17 protein-coding genes are annotated in these 20,813 nt (G+C 60.8%); 13 read left to right on the forward strand and 4 right to left on the reverse strand.

All coding sequences use genetic code 11. The features are described 5' to 3' along the window. Positions 1-153 precede the first annotated feature (153 nt). The 7 genes from LPJGGPFB_RS22295 (at position 154) to LPJGGPFB_RS22325 (ending at position 9,988) form a co-directional block, all read left to right on the forward strand. Positions 154-726: a MarR family transcriptional regulator gene (locus LPJGGPFB_RS22295; protein WP_173422073.1), complete on the forward strand. Its 573-nt coding sequence runs from the start codon at positions 154-156 to the stop codon at positions 724-726. Positions 727-774: 48 nt separating this feature from the next. After that, complete coding sequence (locus LPJGGPFB_RS22300; RefSeq protein ID WP_173422074.1) at positions 775-2,001, forward strand: glycosyltransferase family 4 protein; 1,227 nt, start codon at positions 775-777, stop codon at positions 1,999-2,001. Positions 2,002-2,194: 193 nt separating this feature from the next. Continuing rightward, positions 2,195-3,676: a DUF6212 domain-containing protein gene (locus LPJGGPFB_RS22305; RefSeq protein ID WP_173422075.1), complete on the forward strand. Its 1,482-nt coding sequence runs from the start codon at positions 2,195-2,197 to the stop codon at positions 3,674-3,676. Beyond that, the gene (locus LPJGGPFB_RS22310; protein WP_173422076.1) at positions 3,666-6,341 is read left to right on the forward strand and encodes a glycosyltransferase; all 2,676 of its coding nucleotides are present in this window, start codon (positions 3,666-3,668) and stop codon (positions 6,339-6,341) included. The genes LPJGGPFB_RS22305 and LPJGGPFB_RS22310 overlap by 11 nt, the downstream gene beginning before the upstream one ends. Before the next feature lie 35 nt (positions 6,342-6,376). After that, entirely contained in the window at positions 6,377-7,555 is a 1,179-nt protein-coding gene (locus LPJGGPFB_RS22315; RefSeq protein WP_173422077.1) for a polysaccharide pyruvyl transferase family protein, read from the forward strand. A 146-nt stretch (positions 7,556-7,701) separates the two neighbouring features. Next, entirely contained in the window at positions 7,702-8,874 is a 1,173-nt protein-coding gene (locus LPJGGPFB_RS22320; RefSeq protein ID WP_173422078.1) for a polysaccharide pyruvyl transferase family protein, read from the forward strand. Positions 8,875-8,893: 19 nt separating this feature from the next. Next, positions 8,894-9,988, forward strand: a complete 1,095-nt coding sequence (locus tag LPJGGPFB_RS22325; protein ID WP_427858282.1) for a vWA domain-containing protein — start codon at positions 8,894-8,896, stop codon at positions 9,986-9,988. 134 nt (positions 9,989-10,122) lie between these two features. Here LPJGGPFB_RS22325 and LPJGGPFB_RS22330 read toward each other — a convergent pair whose 3' ends face one another. The 3 genes from LPJGGPFB_RS22330 to LPJGGPFB_RS22340 are packed head-to-tail and all read right to left on the reverse strand — an operon-like array spanning position 10,123 to position 12,994. After that, positions 10,123-10,422, reverse strand: coding sequence for an antibiotic biosynthesis monooxygenase (locus tag LPJGGPFB_RS22330; RefSeq protein WP_173422080.1), 300 nt, complete (start codon positions 10,420-10,422; stop codon positions 10,123-10,125). Between the two features lie 54 nt (positions 10,423-10,476). Continuing rightward, positions 10,477-12,039, reverse strand: coding sequence for an autoinducer-2 kinase (lsrK, locus tag LPJGGPFB_RS22335; protein WP_173422081.1), 1,563 nt, complete (start codon positions 12,037-12,039; stop codon positions 10,477-10,479). 7 nt (positions 12,040-12,046) lie between these two features. Further along, positions 12,047-12,994 carry a sugar-binding transcriptional regulator gene (locus tag LPJGGPFB_RS22340; RefSeq protein ID WP_173422082.1) on the reverse strand — a complete coding sequence of 316 codons (948 nt, stop codon included), beginning with the start codon at positions 12,992-12,994 and terminating at the stop codon, positions 12,047-12,049. 239 nt (positions 12,995-13,233) lie between these two features. Between LPJGGPFB_RS22340 and lsrA the strand changes: the two genes are divergently transcribed. From lsrA to LPJGGPFB_RS22365, 5 genes are all read left to right on the forward strand, one after another. Further along, complete coding sequence (lsrA, locus tag LPJGGPFB_RS22345; protein ID WP_173422083.1) at positions 13,234-14,736, forward strand: autoinducer 2 ABC transporter ATP-binding protein LsrA; 1,503 nt, start codon at positions 13,234-13,236, stop codon at positions 14,734-14,736. Then, entirely contained in the window at positions 14,729-15,760 is a 1,032-nt protein-coding gene (gene lsrC, locus LPJGGPFB_RS22350) for an autoinducer 2 ABC transporter permease LsrC (RefSeq protein WP_173422084.1), read from the forward strand. The genes lsrA and lsrC overlap by 8 nt, the downstream gene beginning before the upstream one ends. Continuing rightward, the gene (locus tag LPJGGPFB_RS22355; protein WP_173422085.1) at positions 15,757-16,773 is read left to right on the forward strand and encodes an ABC transporter permease subunit; all 1,017 of its coding nucleotides are present in this window, start codon (positions 15,757-15,759) and stop codon (positions 16,771-16,773) included. The genes lsrC and LPJGGPFB_RS22355 overlap by 4 nt, the downstream gene beginning before the upstream one ends. Next, positions 16,770-17,801: an autoinducer 2 ABC transporter substrate-binding protein LsrB gene (gene lsrB / locus LPJGGPFB_RS22360; protein WP_209789833.1), complete on the forward strand. Its 1,032-nt coding sequence runs from the start codon at positions 16,770-16,772 to the stop codon at positions 17,799-17,801. The genes LPJGGPFB_RS22355 and lsrB overlap by 4 nt, the downstream gene beginning before the upstream one ends. A 73-nt stretch (positions 17,802-17,874) precedes the next feature. Beyond that, positions 17,875-19,131: a class II aldolase gene (locus LPJGGPFB_RS22365; RefSeq protein ID WP_173422086.1), complete on the forward strand. Its 1,257-nt coding sequence runs from the start codon at positions 17,875-17,877 to the stop codon at positions 19,129-19,131. A gap of 135 nt (positions 19,132-19,266) precedes the next feature. On the opposite strand, the gene LPJGGPFB_RS22370 is transcribed toward LPJGGPFB_RS22365, so the two are convergent. Further along, entirely contained in the window at positions 19,267-19,980 is a 714-nt protein-coding gene (locus LPJGGPFB_RS22370) for a TetR/AcrR family transcriptional regulator (RefSeq protein ID WP_173422087.1), read from the reverse strand. 194 nt (positions 19,981-20,174) lie between these two features. On the opposite strand from LPJGGPFB_RS22370, the gene LPJGGPFB_RS22375 reads away from it, so the two are divergent. After that, positions 20,175-20,663 (forward strand): RidA family protein, encoded by a 489-nt coding sequence (locus tag LPJGGPFB_RS22375; protein ID WP_173422088.1) that lies wholly within the window; start codon positions 20,175-20,177, stop codon positions 20,661-20,663. Positions 20,664-20,813: the final 150 nt, after the last annotated feature.

The raw sequence follows: 20,813 nt of genomic DNA on the forward strand, positions 1-20,813 counted from the left end.
GACGTGTGGCTTTAAATCGAGGTGAAGCATAGTATTGCTTCGCCATGTGTGGCACGAAAGTAAGAGGTAATGCAAGTTTAAGGTCACAGGGAGGGGGTTGTTGTAGTTCGGTTTACTTCAAGATTTGAAGTAAATTTTGAAATGGAGAGTTGGATGAATGAAAGAGTACTCTATCCGTCCACGGGGATCAAAGATGTGTCGTTGCTCCAGCAGGAGGACCAGGCGTCGGCGGCGGTAGGAGCCCAAGATCAAGCGGACGCCGCGAGCGATTGCCGACAGCTGACCTATTTCGAGCTTGCGCGTCTGATGGAGAGGGTGAGCAGGCGATTTTCCGGCTTGGTTCGCGCCGAACTGACCAAGCTGCGCGTCGACGATATCGGTCCGGCGCAGGCGATGGTCCTGCTGGCGATCGGCGATGCCGAGCTATCGGTCGCCGAATTGCTCGATCGCGGGCACTATGTCGGCTCGAATGTCTCCTACTACCTGAAACAACTGGCCGATGGCGACTACATCGACCGGGTGGCGTCGCAGCGCGACAAGCGTTCGGCGCGCATCAAGTTGACGGAAAAAGGCCGTCTGCTTCGGGCGAACTTGCGCGACGCGGCGATGGCCTATGAGCGGGCACTCAATCGCGGTCACCAGGATCGCCAGAACCTGGAGACCGCCTTCCAGACGCTGCATCAACTCGAACTCGTCTGGGGCAGCGCGTCACGGTACGACATGTGACCGGCCGGAACCCAATAAGCACATCATTCAGGTAGCGGATTAGATAGCATGCATGTGGCATTTGTTCATCGGCGCGGCTTTGGCCAGTTCGCCGCGTTGGCGGCTGACCTGGTTCGGTCGGGCAACAACGTCAGCCTGATCACCGAAACTGTTGATCAGAAAATCCCATCCGTGCGCGTCATTCGCCACCGGGCCGAGGCAGGCCCAAGGGCCTCCGCAGCAATCGCACGTCACCTGGCGGTGCCGGATCATCACACCCGGATCGGACACCGGGTCGCCGAAACGCTCGACGCGATGACACGGCAGGACATGAAGCCCGATATCGTTGTCGGTCACATCGGGTGGGGCAGCATGATGTTCGTCAAGGATGCGCTCCCTCACGTTCCGGCCCTTGGATATTGCGAGTTCTTCTATCGGTCGCAGGGCGCAGACATCGGCTTTGCGGCCGGCGATGTGCCTGATCTCGAGGAGCGCAAGAGATTGCGGCTGCGCAACGTCGCACAGTTGTTGTCGCTGGAATCGATGGATGGCGGCATCAGCCCGACCGAATGGCAAAAGAGCCTCTATCCCGCTGATACGCGTGAGCGCATTGCCGTCTGCCACGAAGGCATCGATACGGCGTTGTTTCGTCCCAACCCTGCGGCTTCGGTCAGGCTCCCAGACGGCCGCGTGCTCAAGGCCAACGATCCGCCGGTCGTCACATTTGTCGCCCGCGATCTCGAACCTTATCGTGGCTTTCCCCAGGCGCTGCAGGCTGCCGGTCAAATCGTGCGCAAACGTCCCGATACGATTTTCGTCTTTGTCGGAGGGGAGGGCACCAGCTACGGACCTCCTCCTCCTGGCGGAGGCTCGTGGAAATCCCATCTGCTCGCCTCCCTCGACGTGCCGGCGGACAACATCATCTTTCCGGGCGTTGTCCCGCATCACATCCTTCGCCAGCTTTTCCAGGTCTCGGCGGCACATGTCTACATGACCTATCCCTTCGTGCTTTCATGGTCTGTGCTGGAAGCCATGGCCTGCGGCGCCTTGATCATCGGCTCCGACACGCCTCCGGTTCGCGAAGTGATCCGTACGGGTCACAACGGTATCCTTGTGCCCTTCTTCGATGCCGACGCACTCGCCGAGGCAGTGCTTGGTGCGCTGAGCAATCCAGAGGCCTCCATCAGCATGCGGGCGGCCGCGCGAAGAACCGTCGAGCGGCGATTCCGGCTGGAAGACTGCCTGCTGCGCCAGCGAGAGCTGATGGCGGCGATGACAGGTCGCCCGGTGGTGTAGCAGCAATACCGACCAATACTTCAAATATTGAAGTATATGTGAAGTTTATTGTTGCGAACTCCATGTACTTTATCGTTGTGCATCGCAAAATTCACTGCTACGTAAACAGTGTGATGAATGGTTTCGATAGTATATCTGTCGCCCATTTTGGAACTCCACCGATATGCGTTATCGTTTCTTCTGAGGGCGTTGCGTGCAAGAAGTAAGACAATCCGCCTTAGGGCCCCGACTCGGTTTGAAAAAGCTGCTGCTGGCATCGGATCGCGATCGGGCGATCCTGCAGGGCAGCAATGTCGCCCATCTCGTGGATTACCTGGCACCTGACGACGGCTCCTTCGACATGTTGAAGGATAGTTTTCCGATCGCTGCGGTCGCATTCTCCGACAAGGGCGAGACGGATCTGAAGAAGGGGCTGGCACGTCTCTCTGCCTTGCGCACAGTTCCGGAGCTGGCGGTCTTGCGCCTTGACCCCGCCAACGTGGCGGAGAGCTCTGCGCTTCTGCGCGCGCTTGCCGAAGACGGTATCGGACGGCTGGCCCGATACACGTCTTCGATCACATCTGAGCTCGCAATGCTCCGGCGCGAGCGTGAAGAACTTTTTGAGAACTATCGTCTCTTGGAAGACGCCTTCCATGCCCGGAACTGGGAGCCGGTGGCCGAAGTCTTCGCGCATGATCCCTTTGCCGATCCGAAAGATGAGGGCGTCGGACAGCTGTTGAGCAGCGCATTCATCGAGCAGCTTCTCCCCGTATCGAGCCTCGGCGTCGCCGGCTTTGCCTTGCACTTTCATTCATTGCCGAAGGGCACTGGTGAGCTGATCGTCGGCTTGAGTTATCTGGAAAGTGGCGAAGGCATTGCGGAGTGGAATGTTCCCTATGTCGGCCTGGCCACTGGCTGGAACTTCTTTTCGCTGCCGCGTGCCTGTGGCGGCGCGGCGCGGACCCTTCGTCTGCGGGTATCTGCCAGCGGATCGGACGCACTTGGTCTTTCGCTTGGGCACCATATCGCCAGCGAGCGATACTCGGCGCGCTCGGAACACCCGCATCCTGACCTCGACCTGCGCCCGCTTGCGTTCAGGGTGTTCACGGGTTTGCCTGGGGTTAAGCCTGCCAGCACTGCGAACATGATTGCCCCGACCAGCTTGCTGGAAGGGCAGTTCACTATCGATTACAGGCTTGGGCTTGAGAAACTAAGCCAAATTGCAGACGTTTCCGTCACTCAAATTGTCCCGGACTTCCAGACTATCCGGTTTCTCGACCACGAACACGCGATCGTCTGTCATCCCCTGGCAAGCGGCATTTCGGCCGGCGCGATCAATCGTGCCATCGAACCCGGCACGGTCTCGTTGTCGGCAAGCGCCATTATCGATCACCCCAAAGGTGCGCCGGCAGCCGTCAGCTTTCTCCTGAGCCCCGCCAGTTCGAACGCGCGTGCGGAGGTCGCCGAACTCGCCCGCAAGGGCACGGTAAAACCCTCGACCCTGTTCAGTGGTTGGCGAGAGGTCGGTGCGCAGCAATCGATCAGCATCAGCATGCAGATGGACGAGCCGATCCGTGTTCCGATGGATCTGATCATCCTCAGCCGGGCAGCGGGTGATAGCGTCGATTTTTGCTGGCTCAAGGTATCGAGCTTCCGACTGGTCAAGCAATCGACGGAGGCCCTGGATGTCCGGTAACCCGGAGGCTGATCTTATCGCGATCGCGATGCCGCTCTACGGCCATGCGGCGCTTGTCATGGAAGCCATCGAATCCGCACTGGCGTCCGACCTTAGCACATCCCGGCTTGCGATCGTGGTTTCGGTCGATGGCGACCCGTGCCACGAGACATTCGACCAACTGTTGCTCTACGCTGCGGCCCATCCGTTCATTCACGTGATATTCGGCCGCAATGCGGGGCCGGGTGGCGCCCGCAATCGCGCCATCGACTTCATTGTCGAGCACCTGCCCGAGGCTCGGGCGGTGTATTTCCTCGACGCCGACAATCGAGTTCTGCCACGCACGATCGAAACACTCTACCAAAAGCTCAACGATACTGCCTGCGGCTGGGTCTACACCAATATAGATACGTTTTCCGTGTCCTGGCGTGCGCATTACGGCAATCAATATTCGCGGCTGGCGCATTGCATCACGGACAATATTTGCGACACGGGATCGCTGATTTCCATCGACGTTTTCCGCTCAGGCGTGCGCTTCAGCGACGACCGGCAGAACGGCTTTGAAGATTGGGAATTCTGGTTGTCCTGCATTGAGAACGGCTTCGTCGGGGTGCCCTGCCACGACACGGTCTTTGAATATCGCTTGCGCGCCGAAAGCCGGTTCAAGGAAGCCAACCGGGAACGCGCCACATCGGTCAGCTACCTCAGAAAACGCCACAAGGCTCTCTACAGACGGCCAATGCTTGTGGATTTCGAGCACGAGGACGCTCCGCGCTATCTCTTCGCTCGCACCGAGAACGCGTCGATCTCGCTGTTTACCGATCCGACCAAGTCACCGACCGTGCTTCGTCTTGATGATATCATCCCGGCGTTCTGGGCGAATGTCGGCGAACCGGACAACGCGCATTTCCCACCCTTTCTCGTGGCAGGCAGCGGTTCGGCCTTCGACCTCCTGCTGCGCTCACGCATGCTTCCGAACATACTCGCCCACCTGGAGCGGTTGAGCGAAAATACCAACGCATTGTTCGTTCAGCTCGCCAATGATGGCGCGAAGCGCGGGATCGAGGTGGTTGCCCTGCCTGCAGGATCTCAGAATATCGGTTCGGCGGATCTCGTTTTCGTTCCGACCCCTCTCGTCAGAGACGTGATCCTGAACAATGCGGTGGAGTGGTTCGCATCGATCGGCAACCAGCAGGTCTGGCCGACGGTAACGTTGCTCAAGGTTCGCTTTCCTTTCCCCAGGAGCCTGCCGCGCCGATCGCTGATCACGCCGCAGCAGATGATGGTCAATTGCATCAACGCGATTGCTTCAAGCCCCTTGCGTCACACGTCGGGCAAGCGTTGGACGTGGCGGCCTTCGCGGTTGGTGCCCTATGGCGAGCTCTATAGGGAACTGCGCAGAGAAGTCGGTGGCTCGCCCGTCCTGCCGCTCGGACACAGCGCCGGCAAGCGGACCGCCGCACTTTTGGTGCCGAACGCCTCCTTCGGCGGCGCCGAGAAGGTCGTTTACGCCGTTGCGCGAGAACTGAAGCGAACCGGTTTCGAGACGCATCTGTTCGTACTCGGCAGCGCGAAGATGGACGTCATCGACGAGTTCGATCAGAGCTTTGATCACATCCACTTCTGGGATCTCGGCATTCCCGCATGGGGTGGGTCGGGCTCCTTCCTCGGCCAGGACTTCATCGCCGAAGAGCATGGGGTCGACTGGCAAGCATTGAAGGGCCAGCTTTCGGGCTTCGATCTGGTGATCAACAACCATGTCATGGCCGTCCACCCCCTCATCGCACGGCTGCGCTCCGAGGGGACGCGCACCGCATGTTATCTTCACGTCGTCGACAACACCGCGTTCAAGCGTCCCGCAGGCCAGCCCTTTGCCGCTATTGCGCACGAACATTGCTATGACGCATTCCTGACCTGCTCGGAGCAGCTGAAGACTTACCTGCACAGTTTCGGCGTGCCGCACGCAAAGGTCTTCGCCGTCGCAAACAGCGCGGGCTTTTCGGTACCACCAAAAGTTCAAACCGAAGTCTTCTCAACCCGCAGACAGCCGCGCGGCGACGCGCAGCTGCGCGTCCTCTACCTGGGTCGGCTCGACCGGCAGAAGGGCATCGATCGGCTAGCCGCGATGCTGTCAGAGCTGAGGGCAAGGAACGTTCCTTTCGAGGCGCGCGCCATCGGCGGAGAAATTCTCGCCGATTCCAGTGTCTCCTGGACTGAACGGTTGAAGGATCTTTCCGTTGACGTCCGTCCGCCGGCCTTTGCCAGCAAGGAACTCATCAAGGCGATGTCCTGGGCGGATGTGCTCGTCATGCCCTCGCGCTGGGAAGGGGCTCCGCTCGTCATCGCCGAAGCGCAGCAGCTCGGATGTGTTCCGATCGCCACGTCCGTTGGCGCCGTCGACGAACTGATCGTCGATGGCGAAGACGGTGTGCTGATCCATGCATCAGCCGACCCCGAAGTCGTCAGGTCGATGGCCGACGTTATCGAAAAGGTTGCTCGCAACCCGGACCAACTGGCTCCGCTGATCGAGGGCTGCATCAAGACTGCATCCCGTCGCTCGTGGACCTCCTCGTTTTCACAGTTTCTCGCGTGGTGCGACACCTGGGTCGACAACTCGTCCCAGGCAAGAGCTGCCGTCTTTCCCTCGGACCCGGCGGTTGACGCCGGCATCCGGGCGGCCAGCTGAGCCCACGCCTTCTTTTAAGCAGAAAGGTCGATTGCATGCCTGCAAGGATTCTCGTGACCGGTATTCCCGGCCACTACACGCGCCTCGTCAATGGCGCTCACGGTCTGTCCGTCTCCTATGCGGAGCGTCAGAAACAGCCGGAGACGAAAGAGGAGTTTCTGCAGGAGCTGCGCAATATCAGCAACACCGGCAACTACCTGATCGGCGAAGGTGCGCTGCGAGCGCTTTCGCCAAACGCCAAGCACGTGCCGTTCTGGCATCTCTACAATTGCGCCAAGAACGGCGTCGGCCTCGACGAGTTCAACGCCAATTTCGATATCTGCGTCTTCACCTGCGCCAATCTGCTGCGCAAGGGTCTCTCGGCCGACGCGGAAGCCGATGTGCTCGAAAAGCTCAAGATGCCGATCGTCATGCTCGGCATCGGACAGCAGAACCGCAAGGACCTGGAAAACAATCTGCCGGAGGGTACCAAGCGGTTGCTCGCCATCCTCAAGGATCGGGAACATTTCTTCCTGACGCGCGGCTTCGAGACTGAAGGTTTCCTCAAGGACCAGGGCTTCAAGTTCGTGCGGCCGACCGGCTGCCCGTCCGTCTATTTCATGCCCGACAACATGCGCAAATCGCTCAAGAAACTACCAGAGGTTGACGTCGCCAAGGCGCGCACCATTTTTTCCGGCTATCTCGGCGGCAACCAGGATACGGTGCTGGATGCGAAGGCTCTGCCGGGCGGCGACAGCGTGCCGCAATACGTGGTCCAGGACGAGTTTCTCCATTTCGACATGAGCGTCGAACCCAATGGCGAGGGTCGCGTCTACGACACGGCTTCCGGCACCATGGTCGGCAACCTCGCCTATCCCGGCGCAGACCGGCTCGGCAAGCCGTTCCAGGTGCGCACCTTCTTCGACACCAACCAGTGGCGCGCCTGGGCTTCGTCGATGGACTTCAACCTGGGCCGCCGCTTCCACGGTTCGATCATCGCCATGCAGGCGGGTGTCCCGAGCCTGATGGTGGCGGTGGACGACCGGATGCGTGAAATGCTCGGCTACACCGGTTTGCCGGCGGTTGACATCAACGAGATCGACGGCGCCGAAAACCGCAGCGAGTTCGTCGCCGGCCATCTGAAGAAGCTCAATGCCTCGGAACTCGTCGACAGATACTCCGACCGCGAACGTGCGTTCCGCTCGACGTTGCGAGAAATCGGCATCGGTCAATAGAGCAATTCCGGTCAGGGTGCGTCCGGGCTTTCTCGCCAGGACGTGCTTGGAAACAGACAGCCAGTGCGTTTCTGGCGGCCTCCGTCAGGCCGGAAACGCTCCGGTTGCACCCGGTATCCTCCCAAGGGCTCGTTCAAAGGACAGTTATGCGTATCTTACTTACTGGGATTCCCTCGTATCTGCAGCGCACGATCGGCTCGGTTTCCGGCCTGACGGTGCATCATCGCCCGTACTTCGACGAGTTGACGGCAAAAAAGGACTTCCTCTCTCAGGTCAGGAAGATTGCCAACACGGGCAATTATCTGATCGGCGAGGGGGCCGCCCAGAGCCTGCGAGGGCACGATGTTACCTATGTGCCGTTCTGGCATCTGGCCAACAACCGATCCTCGGACGAGGTTTACGAGCAGGCAAACCGCGAGTTCGATCTCTGCGTCTTTGCTTCCGCCAACCTGCTGCGCCCCGGGTACTCTGCCGATCTCGAGGCAGAGGTTTTCGCCAAGCTGAAGATGCCGGTTGTGGTGATGGGCATCGGCATCCAGCGCAAGGAGGGCCTCAAGGAACTGCTGCCGGCCGGAACGCTCAAGTTCCTTGATGTGCTCCGGAACCGGGAGAGCTACTTCCTGACGCGGGGCTATTTTACCGCAGAGTTCCTGAAAGAGCAGGGGATGAAGTTCGTCAAGCCGACGGGCTGCCCATCGCTCTACTTCGCGCCCGACCAGATGGCCCGGTCCCTCACGGCGCTTGCCAATCCGGCTCTCGCAGACGCGCAGAAAATCGCCTTTGGCGGTTATCTCGGCAGTGTTGCCGATACGATCGTCGACGCGCACGCCCTGCTCGGTCCGAAATCCGTTGCCAGCTACGTCGTCCAGGATGAGGTCATCGCCTACAATCTGGAACTGCCGGGTGACGACGCGACGCCGGTTTACGATCGTGCCAGCGGACGGATCACCGGCGAGACGCAGTACAAGCACAAGGAAAAGTGGCAGCGCGAGCACGAGCTTATCGCGTTCTTCGACACCAATCAGTGGCGCACCTGGACCACCAGCAGGGACATGTGTTTCGGCCGCAGGTTCCATGGCTGCATCATCGGCATGCAGGCGGGCGTTCCCGCCCTGATGATCGCGGTGGACGACCGCATGCGCGAAATGCTGGAGTTCATCGGGTTCCCCTACATCGAGGCGGCGACCTGGAACCGTGAGGCGGACAAGCGCACCTATCTCGCCAACTTCCTGTCGAAGATCGATTCCGAGGCGGCGATTGACCGCTATCAGGCCTGCGAGGCCAACTTCAGAAATGTGCTCGGTCAGATTGGGATCTGAGCGCGGCGTATGGAATGCGGTGGCGCGCAGGGTCGTTCTTTGCGCGCTGCTTTCGCTCTTTGCCATAGAGCCAGGCACGGCGAACGCAGAAGGTCGAGGCGCAACCGGCATCCTCGGTATCAACAGGGTCAATCTTGCCTGGCTGCCCGCGGGTGAACAGAGGAAGATCCTGAGCGATATCGCGGCAAGTGGCGCAACGCACGTTCGGCTGTCCCTGTCGGCCCCGGTTGACAGGAGCATCGAAGCAGTCGAGATCGCTCACGGTCTCGGGCTGAAGATCCTGCTCGAAATCCAGCTTACGAATCCTGATTATTATGCCGAAGATGTGGGCCCGCGAACGGGTTACGGGCGCATATGGGACATACGCCGGCTTTCAGACCTCGATCCGGTCAGATATCGGGAAAGCCTCAAGGCGGCGCTTGGCCGCGTGGACGATGCAGGCGTCACGCTTGCCGCAGTCGAGCCGGGCAACGAGATCAACTACAGCGCCTATAATGGCGATCTGGTCGTGTTTCGCGAACCCGGTCCCCCAACACCACGCAGCGTGTCCGATATCCGCAACCGGAAAGCTTTTGAGCGTGGATTGGCGACTTATGTCGAGATTGCCAGAATTACGAGGCAGGAGCTGAAGGCGACGGCCCACAGCAGGAATGCGCTGGTTGTCTCCGCCGGCCTCTCGGACATGAATGCGGCCGAGGCGGACCAAAGAGGCATGGAGCGCCTCGACCCGGAAGACGTGATCTCACTCCTGAAATCGCTCGGGATCGACAGCTATGTCGATGCCTATGGCATTCACGTCTATCCGGGACGCAGGGCAGGGCCGAAGCTTGCCGGCTATATCCGCGGACTCCTTCGTTTCTGTGCGACAGGGGATCGGGGCAAGCCCTGCTGGGTTACCGAGTGGGGGGTGGCAAACACCACCCGCTCATGCCCGCTCGACGACCGAAAACGCGCCGACGCGATCGTGGCGATGCGGTCCGTGTTTCAAACCCTCATGTTGTCGGGGCAATTGACGGCCGCCTTCTACTACGACTGGGACACGCACGCTGCCTATGGCGTCTGGCGATGCGGTGGCCTCAGCTCTGCCGGAGTGAGGGCGATCGCCCCGAACTAGGCCGAGGCATCGCCCGGAGCCATCGTGCGCAGCGACACAGGTTGTGGCGCGACGCCGCTGTAGACGGGATACCGTGCCGCCTTCGTTGCGGGCGCCATCCGGTCGACCTTCGCGGCGTCGAACGCACGGGCGCTTTAGAGAAAGTCAGCCATCTCGGCGTTGTAGTAGACCTTGGTCCGCGGTCCAGCCAGAATGGGATCAATCATGCGGACGCATTCCTTGTAATGCTCGGTCTTGCGATGTTCTTCCAGGGCCTCTGCAGATTGAAAGACTTCGTAGATCAAAAAGGTGTTTTCGTCCTGCGGATCGCGTAGGACGTCGAAACGCAGGTTGCCCGGCTCGCTGCGAGTGCCTTCGTAATTGATGCGAAAGGCCTCGAGAAATTCGGCCGCATGGCCTTCCTTGACGTTGATGCTGACCATCTGAATGAGCATGTCGTATTCCTTGGTAAAGTTAGAGCGGCACGCTGGTGCGTGCGATGAAAGGGTTTAGAGACCGGGAGCCTTCCACATGGCCGTGGTGACGCCTTCATCGACCAATTGACGCTGAAGCGCGTAGGCCCGGGCCCAACGCTCACCAGCGTCATCGTAAATCGCCTTGTGCTCGACATTGGGTTCGAAATGCCGGTCCCAGCGAACCCAACTCTCGGCGGCCTCGACGAAGTCGCGGTGAAGACCAATGCCGATTGCAGCTGCGGCCGCACAGCCGAGAGCCGTCGCCTCTTTGACAACAGGCGTGACAACCGGCAGTCCGGTTGCGTCCGAAAGGATTTGCGACCAGTGGGCGGACTTGGAGGCGCCGGCCGCAAAGACGATCTTCTTAGGCGTCTTGCCGGAAAGCTGGAAAATGGCGGCGAGGTTGCGAGCCGCGACAATGGCTGCGTTTTCCTGCAGGGCGCGAAAGATTGCTGCCTTGCCGGATTTTTCTGGGTCGATGGAGAGGTTCAGCAGTGACGGGGCCGCGTGATACCATTTTCCATAGTGCATCACGTCCGAGAACACCGGGATAATGCCGTAGGCTCCCGGAGGAACCAGCGCCGCCTTCTGCTCAAGCAAACGATAGGCGTCACCACCGCTGCCGGCGGCGGCGATCTCCTCGGCACCAAAGCTGTCGCGAAACCAGCGCATGACGATGCCGACGAAGAAGCTGATCGCCTCGGCCTGGTTGAGACCCGTCACGACGTGAGGGTTGATGCGCAGGTCCATCGACGGATCCGTAACGGATGGTGCCACATTGACCACCTGCTGCCAGAAGGTACCGCCGAGCACGGCGCAATCACCTTCGTTGACGACGCCGAGACCCGCCGCGCCGATCTGGCAGTCGCCGCCGCCCATCACCACCGGTGTACCCGCGGCAAGGCCGGTTTCATCAGCTGCCTTTGCCGTCACGTGACCGATCACGGCCCCCGGCTCGGCACTCGGCGGGAAGATATCGTCGCGCATGCCGGCGCTGGCCATCGCATCCGGGAGCCAGTTGCGCTCCATCAGGCTGTAGAGGCCGGTCGTACCGCCATTGGACGGATCGCTGGCGATCACGCCCGAAAGCCGGGCGAGCACCCAGTCCGAAAGCATGCTGACGCGATGCACGCGATCATAGACATCGGGAAGGTTACGTTTCAGCCAGAGCAGCCGGGGTAGGGCGCCGAGCGCAAAGGTCTGTCCGGATTGGGCGTATAGTTCCGCCTCAAGCTGCGGGAAGTCCCGCTTCAGGTCGCGCACCTCATTGTTGGCGCGGCTGTCGACATTGGCGCAGGCCCAGATTTCATGGCCGTCGCGATCATAGGCGACAATGGCTTCGCGCATGCTGGTGGCACTGACGGCTGCGATGTCCGCTGCCCGGATCCCCGCATCGGCAATGACGCGCCGGATCGCCCGCGCCAAAAGGGCCCAGTTGCCTGCAACATCGAAATCCATCGAGCCGGCAAAGCGCGGATCAGGCTTGTGCCACCACTCATGTTGGGCGCTGGCGATCTGATTGCCATCGTGGTCGAAGACGACAGCGCGGCCGCTGCCCGTGCCCGCGTCGACTGCGAGGAGATAACGTGCGTTCATCGTATGCTTAGCCCTTGATCTCGAGCAGTCCGGCGGCCGTCGTTTCATCGGTGATGAGGATACCGACGAATTTTCCCCGCAAGGCGGAATGGATGGCTTGTACCTTTTGCAGGCCACCTGCCGCGGCCACCACCTTTTCGGCCCGCGACAGGGTCGCAAGCTTCACCCCGATCACGCGATCGTGCAGCGGCAGATCCAGCACCTCGCCCTGTTCGTTGTAAAACTGGCAAAGGATGTCGCCGACCGCACCCTTGCGACGCAGCGGCTCGACTTCATCCGGCGTGACATAACCGGAGCGCACGACTGTCGAGGCGGGTGAAAGCTCACCGATGCCAACGAGCTGGAAGGAAGCGTTGAGCGCCATATCGAGCAGGTTGGCGACGGCCGGTTCCGAAGAAAGGTTGCTTGCAACCTGTGGGTCTCTGACGACAAGTGGCGCGGGCACAAGATGAACGCTGCTACCCCAGTTGGCCGTGCGCATGCCGTCCACATAGGTTCCGACGCCGCCGGTCAGGCTGACGAGACCGATATCGCGTTCGTTGGCGAGATGGCCAAGCCGCTGGATGGTGTTGCTGACGGTAGCGCCCCAGCCCACCGCCAGGAGGTCGCCATGCTGCAGGCGTTGCATGAGGAATTGGGCTGCCGCCTGGCCGAGACGATCACTCGGGTCCTGGTCGGGCAACTGCGGCACGACGTAGGCCTCCAGCAGCCCATAGCGCTCCTTGATCTCGCGTTCCAGCGTCAGGCAACCCTGATAGCGTGAATTGATGCGCACCTGAATAATGCCGGAACGGCGGCCGCTTTCCAGAAGGCGAGACACCTTGATGCGCGACATGTTCAGTCGCTCGCCGATCTCGTTCTGGGTCAAGCCATCATTGTAGTAGTACCAGGCAATGCGGGTGAGGGTTTCCTCGTCCGCATCCGCGTAACTCCACTCGCCATTGTCCGAAGCCATGCGGCCCATTCCTTTGGGTTGTTATGATCATTTGAGTATCTCAAAAACATTTGATACGTCAACGGTGTTGAGCGCCGAAAAAATCTATTGCCTGGCAACCAACTGATTTCGTGCGGTTATTCGCACAATCGCCGCCATATTAGCGATCCGAGGCGTGGTTAGGTACGGATGAGCATATTGACGGCATACGGTCGATATGATCACATGATGCTAGTCGAATACATTTGAACAGGTGGGGAATGGCGAAGGAACAAGCGGCCGGGAGGGTCGCCCTTCTAGAGGACATCTGGAAATCCTATGGTGCGGTGCCGGTCCTGAAGGGCGTCTCATTGGCGCTCGAAGCTGGAGAGGTGCACGCGCTGCTTGGAGGCAATGGCGCCGGCAAATCCAGTCTGATGAAGATCATGTCCGGGGTGATTCCCGCCAATTCGGGCCGCATTGAAATCAACGGCCGGACGTTGACGCACGCCTCGCCGGCGCTCGCCCAGGATCTCGGCCTCTATCTCGTGCCGCAGGAAGCGCATATCCTGCCAAACCAGACGGTGCTTGAGAATATCTGCCTGGGCTTGAAGTCGTCGCCACGCTCGCTGCGGCCTCGCGTCGAGACGCTTGTCGCCGAGCTTGCCGTTGCCGTGGACCTCGATGCGCAGGCTGCCTCGCTGGAGATTGCCGAGCGGCAGATCGTCGAAATCCTGCGCGGCCTGGTGCGGGACGCGCGCGTCCTTATCCTCGACGAACCGACCTCGGCTCTGACCCCCTTTGAGACGAGCGCACTTTTCGAGCGCGTCCGCAAACTGCAGGGCCAAGGCGTCGGCATCTTCTTCATTTCCCACAAGCTGCGGGAAATCCGGGAGATCTGCAGCACCATCAGTGTGCTGCGGGACGGCGTCATCGTGCTGTCGGGGCCGCTCGACGAGTATACGGACGCAGAGATCGTCGAGGCAATGAGCCGCGTACAGCTTGCAGCCGACGGAGGAACCGCCAAGGCAGGGCGCAAGGTGGCGCAGATCGGTCAACCGAGGCTCACGGTGCGCGGGCTGTCGGGAGAGGGTTTTCGTGACATCGATCTCGACGTCAGGGCGGGGGAAATCCTCGGTCTTGCCGGTGTCGTCGGTGCCGGGCGTACGGAGTTTGCAGAGACACTTTTCGGCCTACGCAAACAAAGCGCCGGCAGCGTGCATCTGGAAGGCAAGGCGCTGAAGGGCCGATCGCCACGGTCGTGCATCGATCATGGCCTCGTCTATCTGCCGGAGGATCGCCAGCAGAATGGCCTGTTCCTCGAAGCGCCACTCTACTGGAATGTTTCGTCCTATCTGATCCATCGCCTGCCGTTTTTCCTGCGCTCGGGAACCGAGCGCCGGATCTTCGACGGCTTCCGCGACAGCATGGGCATAAAATGTACCGGCGCCGGGCAGGCAGCCCGTGGTCTCTCCGGGGGCAACCAGCAGAAGGTCCTCATGGCAAAGTGCCTGTCGGCGGGGCCGAAGGTTTTGATCCTCGACGAGCCGACGCGCGGGGTCGACGTTGCCGCACGCAATGACATCTACGCGCTGATCCGCACGCTCGCCGGCGAAGGCGTCGCCATCGTCCTCATATCCTCCGACTTCGACGAGATCGAGCAATTGGCCGATCGCGTGCAGGTCATGGCCTTTGGCCGGCACGGCGGCGAACTTTCGGAGGCGATCAGCGTCGATGCCATCGCCAGACTGGCCTTCGGCGCCTCGGAGGCTCACCATGCTTGATCTCTTTGCCCGCAACCGCGTTGTTACCCTCATCCTCATCCTGGCCCTTGCCTACGCGGCAATCGGCGCGGCAGCGCCGGGTTACCTCTCCGGTGCAACGCTCTCGACAGTGCTTTCGAGCAGTCTGGTGCTGATGCTGATCTCGCTCGGCACCATGGTCGTCATCCTGACGCGCAACATCGATGTGTCCAGCGGCTCGGTGCTCGGCCTGAGTGCCGCCGTGCTTGGCCTGCTGTTGAATGCGGGGTTCAGCCTTCCGCTGGCGATCGCGCTTTGCCTGCTCACCGGCGCCCTGGCAGGTGCATTCAACGGGCTGATGGTCGCCTATCTCGGCATACCGTCGATCGTCGCCACGCTTGGGACCCTTGGCCTCTACCGCGGCATCATGCTGGTATTGACCGGTGGACGCTGGATCGAGGACCTACCCCAGGACTTGAAGGCATTTTCGACCAATCTGGGCTTCGGCTTTTCAGCGTTGACAGTCGTCGTCGTGCTGCTCGTCGTTGCGCTCTGGCTGTTCCTGCGCAAGACGCGCTTCGGCCGTTTCTTCTACGCGGTCGGCGACAACAAGGCGGCAGCGCACCACCTCGGCGTGCCGGTGCGGCGCGTGCAATTTGCCGCTTTCGTTGCCGCTGGATCTTGCGCGGCGCTGGCCGGCATCGTCTTTGCCGCCCAGATCGGCTTCATCCCGAACCAGGCGGGCAACGGCATCGAACTCAAGGCGATCGCGGTCAATGTTCTCGGCGGCGTCAGTCTTCTCGGTGGCACCGGATCGGTCGCAGGCGTTGTCGCCGCGGTGATCTTCATCACGTCGATCGACAGCGCGCTCGTCTTCCTGAAGATCCCGGCCTACTGGAACGACTTCATCGCCGGTGCGCTGCTGCTCTCGGTGCTCCTGCTTGACGGCCGCATCCGTCAACTGATCGAGCGGCGCATTCGTGCGCGCCGCTACGCCATCCATGATCGTGCGCCCGTCCACGATGCCACGTCTTCAACAACTGGGATCGCGGAGGCGAGCCGATGAAAAAGTTGATCTTCCGCTGGGAGACCGCGCTGCTCGCCATGCTGGTGGCGGAACTGGCAATCTTCGGCATCATCAACCCGCGTTTTCTAAATCCTGCGAACCTGATCTACGGGACCTCGGACTTCGTCCAGATCGGCATCGTTGCCTTGCCGCTGACCTTGGTGATCATCGCCGGCGGCATCGATGTGTCCTTCGCATCGGCCATTGGCCTTGCGGCAATCGTCTTCGGGGTCGCGACCTTCTACGCCGTACCGCTGCCGCTATCGATCCTGCTGGCGCTTGCGACCGGCGCGCTCTGCGGTCTCTTCAACGCTGCGGTCATCCACCTGTCGAAGATCCAGCCGCTCGTCGTGACCCTCGGCAGTCTGTATCTGTTTCAGGGGACTGCCACCGTCGCCTCCGGCCTTGTTGGGGCTGGCGGCTACGAAGGGATCGGCAACTTCCCCGAAGCCTTCAACGGGTTCGGCTACGCACAGCTGTTCGGGCTGCCCGCGACCCTTGCCGTCTTTCTCGGACTTGCCTTCGTTCTGGTCGTGCTGCTGCATTTCACGCGCTTCGGCCGTGCCGTGTTTCTTGTGGGGCAATCGGAGAGTGCAGCCCGTTTCGCCGGCATTCCCGTGGCCACCATCCAGACCATTACCTACGTCGTCACCGGGCTATGCGCCGCAATAGCCGGGCTTGTCATGTCCGCCTATTTCGGCTCGGCGCGCGTCGATCTCGGCGCCGCGACGCTGCTTCCGGCCGTCACGGCGGCCGTCCTTGGCGGCGCGTCCATTTACGGCGGCCAGGGTTCCATTCTCGGAACGCTCATCGCCACGTTCGTCATCGGCTATCTGCAGCAGGGCCTGCAGGCGAGCGGTGTTTCAAGCCAGATTTCCAGCGCACTTTCGGGAGGGTTGCTGGTTATAGCGGTCGCATTGCGCCACGGAAGCGCTTTGCTTGCCGATTTCGTCGCCGTTGCCAGGCAGCAGAAAGGCCGGGCGGTAATTACTTCAGGAGGAGAAAGAAAATGACCAACACCATGATCAAAATCGCTGCCCTTGCGGCCAGCCTTCTTGCCGGCACCATGCTCGCGTCCGGAACGGCTCAGGCCGAATCCCAGATCGCCTTCATCCCCAAGCTGGTCGGGGTCGGTTTCTTTACCAGCGGCGGTGCTGGCGCCGTGAAGGCCGGCGAAGAAGTCGGCGCGAAGGTCACCTACGATGGTCCGACCGAGCCGAGCGTCTCCGGGCAGGTGCAGTTCATCAACAACTACGTCAACCAGGGCTACAACGCCATCATCGTTTCATCCGTTTCGCCGGATGGGCTGTGCCCGGCGCTGAAGCGTGCAATGGAGCGCGGAGTGCTGGTGATGACCTGGGACAGCGACGTCAATCCGGATTGCCGCAGCTACTACATCAACCAGGGCACGCCCGAACAGCTTGGCAGCCTGCTCGTCGACATGGCCGGCGAGGGCGTGAAGAAGGAAAAGGCGAAGGTTGCCTTCTTCTATTCGAGCCCGACCGTCACCGACCAGAACGCCTGGGCGGAAGCTGCCAAGGCGAAGATCGCCAAGGAGCATCCCGGCTGGGAGATCGTCACCACGCAGTATGGCTACAACGATGCGCAGAAGTCGCTGCAGACGGCCGAAAGCATCCTGCAGACTTACCCGGATCTCGACGCGATCATCGCGCCTGACGCCAACGCATTGCCTGCCGCCGCCCAGGCCGCCGAAAACCTGAAGCGGGCCGACGGTGTCACCATCGTCGGGTTCTCGACCCCCAACGTCATGCGTCCCTACATCGAGCGGGGCACGATCAAGCGGTTCGGCCTCTGGGATGTGACCCAACAGGGCAAGATCTCGGTCTTTGTCGCTGACCACGTCTTGAAAAATGGGCCGATGAAGGTCGGTGACAAGCTGGAAGTCCCAGGCGTCGGCACGGTCGAAGTCTCGGCCAACAAGGTCCAGGGCTACGACTACGAAGCCGAAGGCAACGGTATCGTACTGCTGCCCGAGCGGACCGTCTTCACCAAGGACAACATCGGCAACTTCGACTTCTGAGCCAGAAAACACCATGCCGGGCGGCCTATGAGTGGCCGCCCGTTCTCACTTTGCTGAAGAATGGAAAACCATCATGAAGAGCCGCTGGAACGACATCGACGCCGACCGTTACGTGGAGGCCGCCCGGTCCGCCGGCCATAGCGAAGCGTTGGGGCTGCGCATTTATACCTCGCGCATCATCGGTGGCGATCCGGACCTCGTGCTGCACGGCGGAGGCAATACCTCGGTCAAGGTGAGAGGCGAGGACGGCAGCGCTCTCATGCATATCAAGGGCAGCGGCTGGGATCTCGACACCATCGAGGCGCCGGGTCTGCCGGCGGTACGGCTGCCGGAACTTCTGGCCGCGCGCGACGGGCCCAGGCTTTCCGACCCTGACATGGTCGCCTTGCTGCGCACCAATCTGTTGGATGCCGGCGCACCCAATCCCTCGGTGGAGGCGCTTTTGCATGCCTTCATCCCGCACGACTTCGTTGACCACACGCATGCAACCGCGATCCTCGCGCTGGCGGACCAACCCGATATGCGCGATACTGTTGTGCGCATCTACAGCGACCGGGTCGCCTACGTGCCCTATGTGATGCCGGGCTTTGACCTGTCTATCGAAGCAGATCGTATCTTTCAGGCTCACCCTGATTGCGAAGGCCTCTGGCTCGAAAACCATGGCCTGTTCACCTTCGCCGGCACGGCCCGCGCATCCTACGAACTGATGATCGAATTCGTCGATATGGCGGAACAGGAGCTTGCCCGAAAAGAAGTTGTGCTGACGGGCCCCCAGCCAAATGACCGAGTGGCTGACGCCGGTCTGACGGCGCGGCTGACCAAGGCATTGGCCGGCGCCGGCTCCCCCTTCGAACACGCGTTGTCGGTCGACTTTCGCTCGACGCCAGCCATTCGCACCTACGCGTTGCGGGGTGATCTCGAGAGTGTTTCTCGAAGAGGTACGGTAACGCCGGATCACGTCATCCGCATCAAGCCGTGGCCGATGATAATCGAACCAGAAGCGGATGCGGACGAGATCGCGGCAGCAGTTGAACGCTATCGCGCCGAATACCGCGCGTATTTTCAGCGGAATGCCGGCCGAACGCCTGATGCAAAGACCATGTTGGATGCCTATCCACGCGTCGTGGTCGTGCGCGGCGAAGGTATGTTCGCAATCGGAGGAAACGCCAAAGCCGCGACGATCGCAGGGGACCTGTGCGAGCAGGCAACACGGGCGATCAATGCTGCCGAATCCTATGGCCGCTACACGCCGATTGGAGAAGCTGATCTGTTCGACATGGAATACTGGGTGCTCGAGCAGGCGAAGCTGAAGGTCAATCAGGCGTCCTGACCTTTTTGGCACGAGCCCCGGAGGCAGACAACGAAAGAGAACAAAATGGCGCCGTGTCATGACGGCGCCGGATAACAACTCCGGTTGCTTCGCCTCCATCGGGAAAGCATGCGGCGATCCTGCGCAGTTGCGGCATCACCGCGAACCGGAGTTTTGACCTGGTGAGAGCCCATCAAGCAGGAAGTCGAGGCCCTTCCTGAACGTGCCGTCCCAATCGCTGTCCAACAGCAGACGGGAGCGTTCGATTGTCGGATAGTGTTCGCTGAGGCGTGTAAGACGCTGTTGCGCTGCAGCTTGGTCATCATCCGAGAGGCCGAAGCTCGCCCGGGTGATCGTGGCGCCCATCACATAATTCCACAACGACCATATCGCGACGTTCAGATCTGCGTCCGCTACACCGGCTCTCGACAGGATTTTGCCCAGCAGTTCCAGGCGATTGAGGATGTTCGGGCCGAGCGCCCGGCGCGATAGCAGTGACGCCGACCAGGGATGGCGCAGCATGCTTGCGCGCCAGTCTTGGAGCAGATGAACAACATCACTGCGCCAGTCTTCAGGCTCGTCCGCTTGCAGAGGTCCGCGATATTCAAGCACCGCATCGAGCGCCAGATCAAAGACCTCCTCCTTGTTGTCGACATGCCAGTACAGGCTCATCGCGCCCGCGCCGAGGCGATCGGCCAGCCGACGCATCTTCAATCCGTCGACCCCTTCGGCGTCCAGCAGCTCCACCGCGGTGGCCACGATCCGATCCAGAGAGAGAGGCGGGTCACCGTGTGGTTCCTGCACGGACTGGAGTGATACATTCTTCCGTTGAGACCGGTTGCTCTGCGCGCTGCTGCGTTTGGCTGCCATCCGCTTTCCCCGCTGATCAGAACGTCGTTCTAAGCCGACAATGCGACGCATGTCGATACTCACCGATTGACTCGTACGCTGTACGATGTAATTTAATCGTACAGCGTACGAGTCAATCTTTGTAACGAGCTAAAATTCAATCCTGCAGACCACGAGGGTCCATCGCTCGCGGTTCTCAAGGCCGAGAGAAAATCATGTCACGCACAATCAAGCATGTGCTTATCGGAGGGGTTATCATCATGGCCATGGCAGTTCCCACGGTGGCGCCAGCGAATGAGAAAGATCGCAAGCTGACCATCGTCAATCCACAGACACTCTACAACCCGACGCCGAACGGCTACAGCACAGCGGTGATCATGCCGCGCGAAGGCCGGGTCGCCTACATCTCCGGGCAGGGAGGCCAAGACAGCACCGGAGCCTTGTCGCCTGACTTCGCTGTTCAGGTTAAGCAGGGCTACGCAAATTTGCGCACTGCCCTTGATGCGCTCGGCGCCCGGACAGATCGGGTTGCCAAGCTCACGGTTTTCGTGGTCGACCATGATATGTCCAAGCTTGGGGTGTTGACCGAGAGCGTCAAGGAAATGTTCGGCGAAACGCTTCCGGCGCAGACCTTGATCCCGGTGCCCAAACTGGCGGTCGACGGCATGCTGTTCGAAGTGGAGGCCGTGGCCCTGCTTGATTAGCGCGGCAGACCCGCGACATCATCCGCCGCATCTCGGTGATGTGGCGGTCCGGCGTTCCCGCGCTCTGCAGCCAGAGCGGCCTTCCGGATTATTTATGCTCGTGATGAGCCCCGCCTTGCGCGGTGTGGAGATGCTGCTCCTCGGGTTGGG

Source organism: Ensifer adhaerens (assembly GCF_013283195.1).
In the GTDB taxonomy this organism is placed as follows: Bacteria; Pseudomonadota; Alphaproteobacteria; order Rhizobiales; family Rhizobiaceae; genus Ensifer; species Ensifer adhaerens_G.

What these genes read in the sequence shown, in the direction of transcription:
- LPJGGPFB_RS22295 (WP_173422073.1), top strand. Translation starts at nt 154, where the DNA reads ATGAATGAAAGAGTACTCTATCCGTCCACGGGGATCAAAGATGTGTCG.
- LPJGGPFB_RS22300 (WP_173422074.1), top strand. Translation starts at nt 775, where the DNA reads ATGCATGTGGCATTTGTTCATCGGCGCGGCTTTGGCCAGTTCGCCGCG.
- LPJGGPFB_RS22310 (WP_173422076.1), top strand. Translation starts at nt 3,666, where the DNA reads ATGTCCGGTAACCCGGAGGCTGATCTTATCGCGATCGCGATGCCGCTC.
- LPJGGPFB_RS22315 (WP_173422077.1), top strand. Translation starts at nt 6,377, where the DNA reads ATGCCTGCAAGGATTCTCGTGACCGGTATTCCCGGCCACTACACGCGC.
- LPJGGPFB_RS22320 (WP_173422078.1), top strand. Translation starts at nt 7,702, where the DNA reads ATGCGTATCTTACTTACTGGGATTCCCTCGTATCTGCAGCGCACGATC.
- LPJGGPFB_RS22330 (WP_173422080.1), bottom strand. Translation starts at nt 10,422, where the DNA reads ATGCTCATTCAGATGGTCAGCATCAACGTCAAGGAAGGCCATGCGGCC.
- lsrK (WP_173422081.1), bottom strand. Translation starts at nt 12,039, where the DNA reads ATGAACGCACGTTATCTCCTCGCAGTCGACGCGGGCACGGGCAGCGGC.
- LPJGGPFB_RS22340 (WP_173422082.1), bottom strand. Translation starts at nt 12,994, where the DNA reads ATGGCTTCGGACAATGGCGAGTGGAGTTACGCGGATGCGGACGAGGAA.
- lsrA (WP_173422083.1), top strand. Translation starts at nt 13,234, where the DNA reads ATGGCGAAGGAACAAGCGGCCGGGAGGGTCGCCCTTCTAGAGGACATC.
- lsrC (WP_173422084.1), top strand. Translation starts at nt 14,729, where the DNA reads ATGCTTGATCTCTTTGCCCGCAACCGCGTTGTTACCCTCATCCTCATC.
- LPJGGPFB_RS22355 (WP_173422085.1), top strand. Translation starts at nt 15,757, where the DNA reads ATGAAAAAGTTGATCTTCCGCTGGGAGACCGCGCTGCTCGCCATGCTG.
- lsrB (WP_209789833.1), top strand. Translation starts at nt 16,770, where the DNA reads ATGACCAACACCATGATCAAAATCGCTGCCCTTGCGGCCAGCCTTCTT.
- LPJGGPFB_RS22365 (WP_173422086.1), top strand. Translation starts at nt 17,875, where the DNA reads ATGAAGAGCCGCTGGAACGACATCGACGCCGACCGTTACGTGGAGGCC.
- LPJGGPFB_RS22370 (WP_173422087.1), bottom strand. Translation starts at nt 19,980, where the DNA reads ATGGCAGCCAAACGCAGCAGCGCGCAGAGCAACCGGTCTCAACGGAAG.
- LPJGGPFB_RS22375 (WP_173422088.1), top strand. Translation starts at nt 20,175, where the DNA reads ATGTCACGCACAATCAAGCATGTGCTTATCGGAGGGGTTATCATCATG.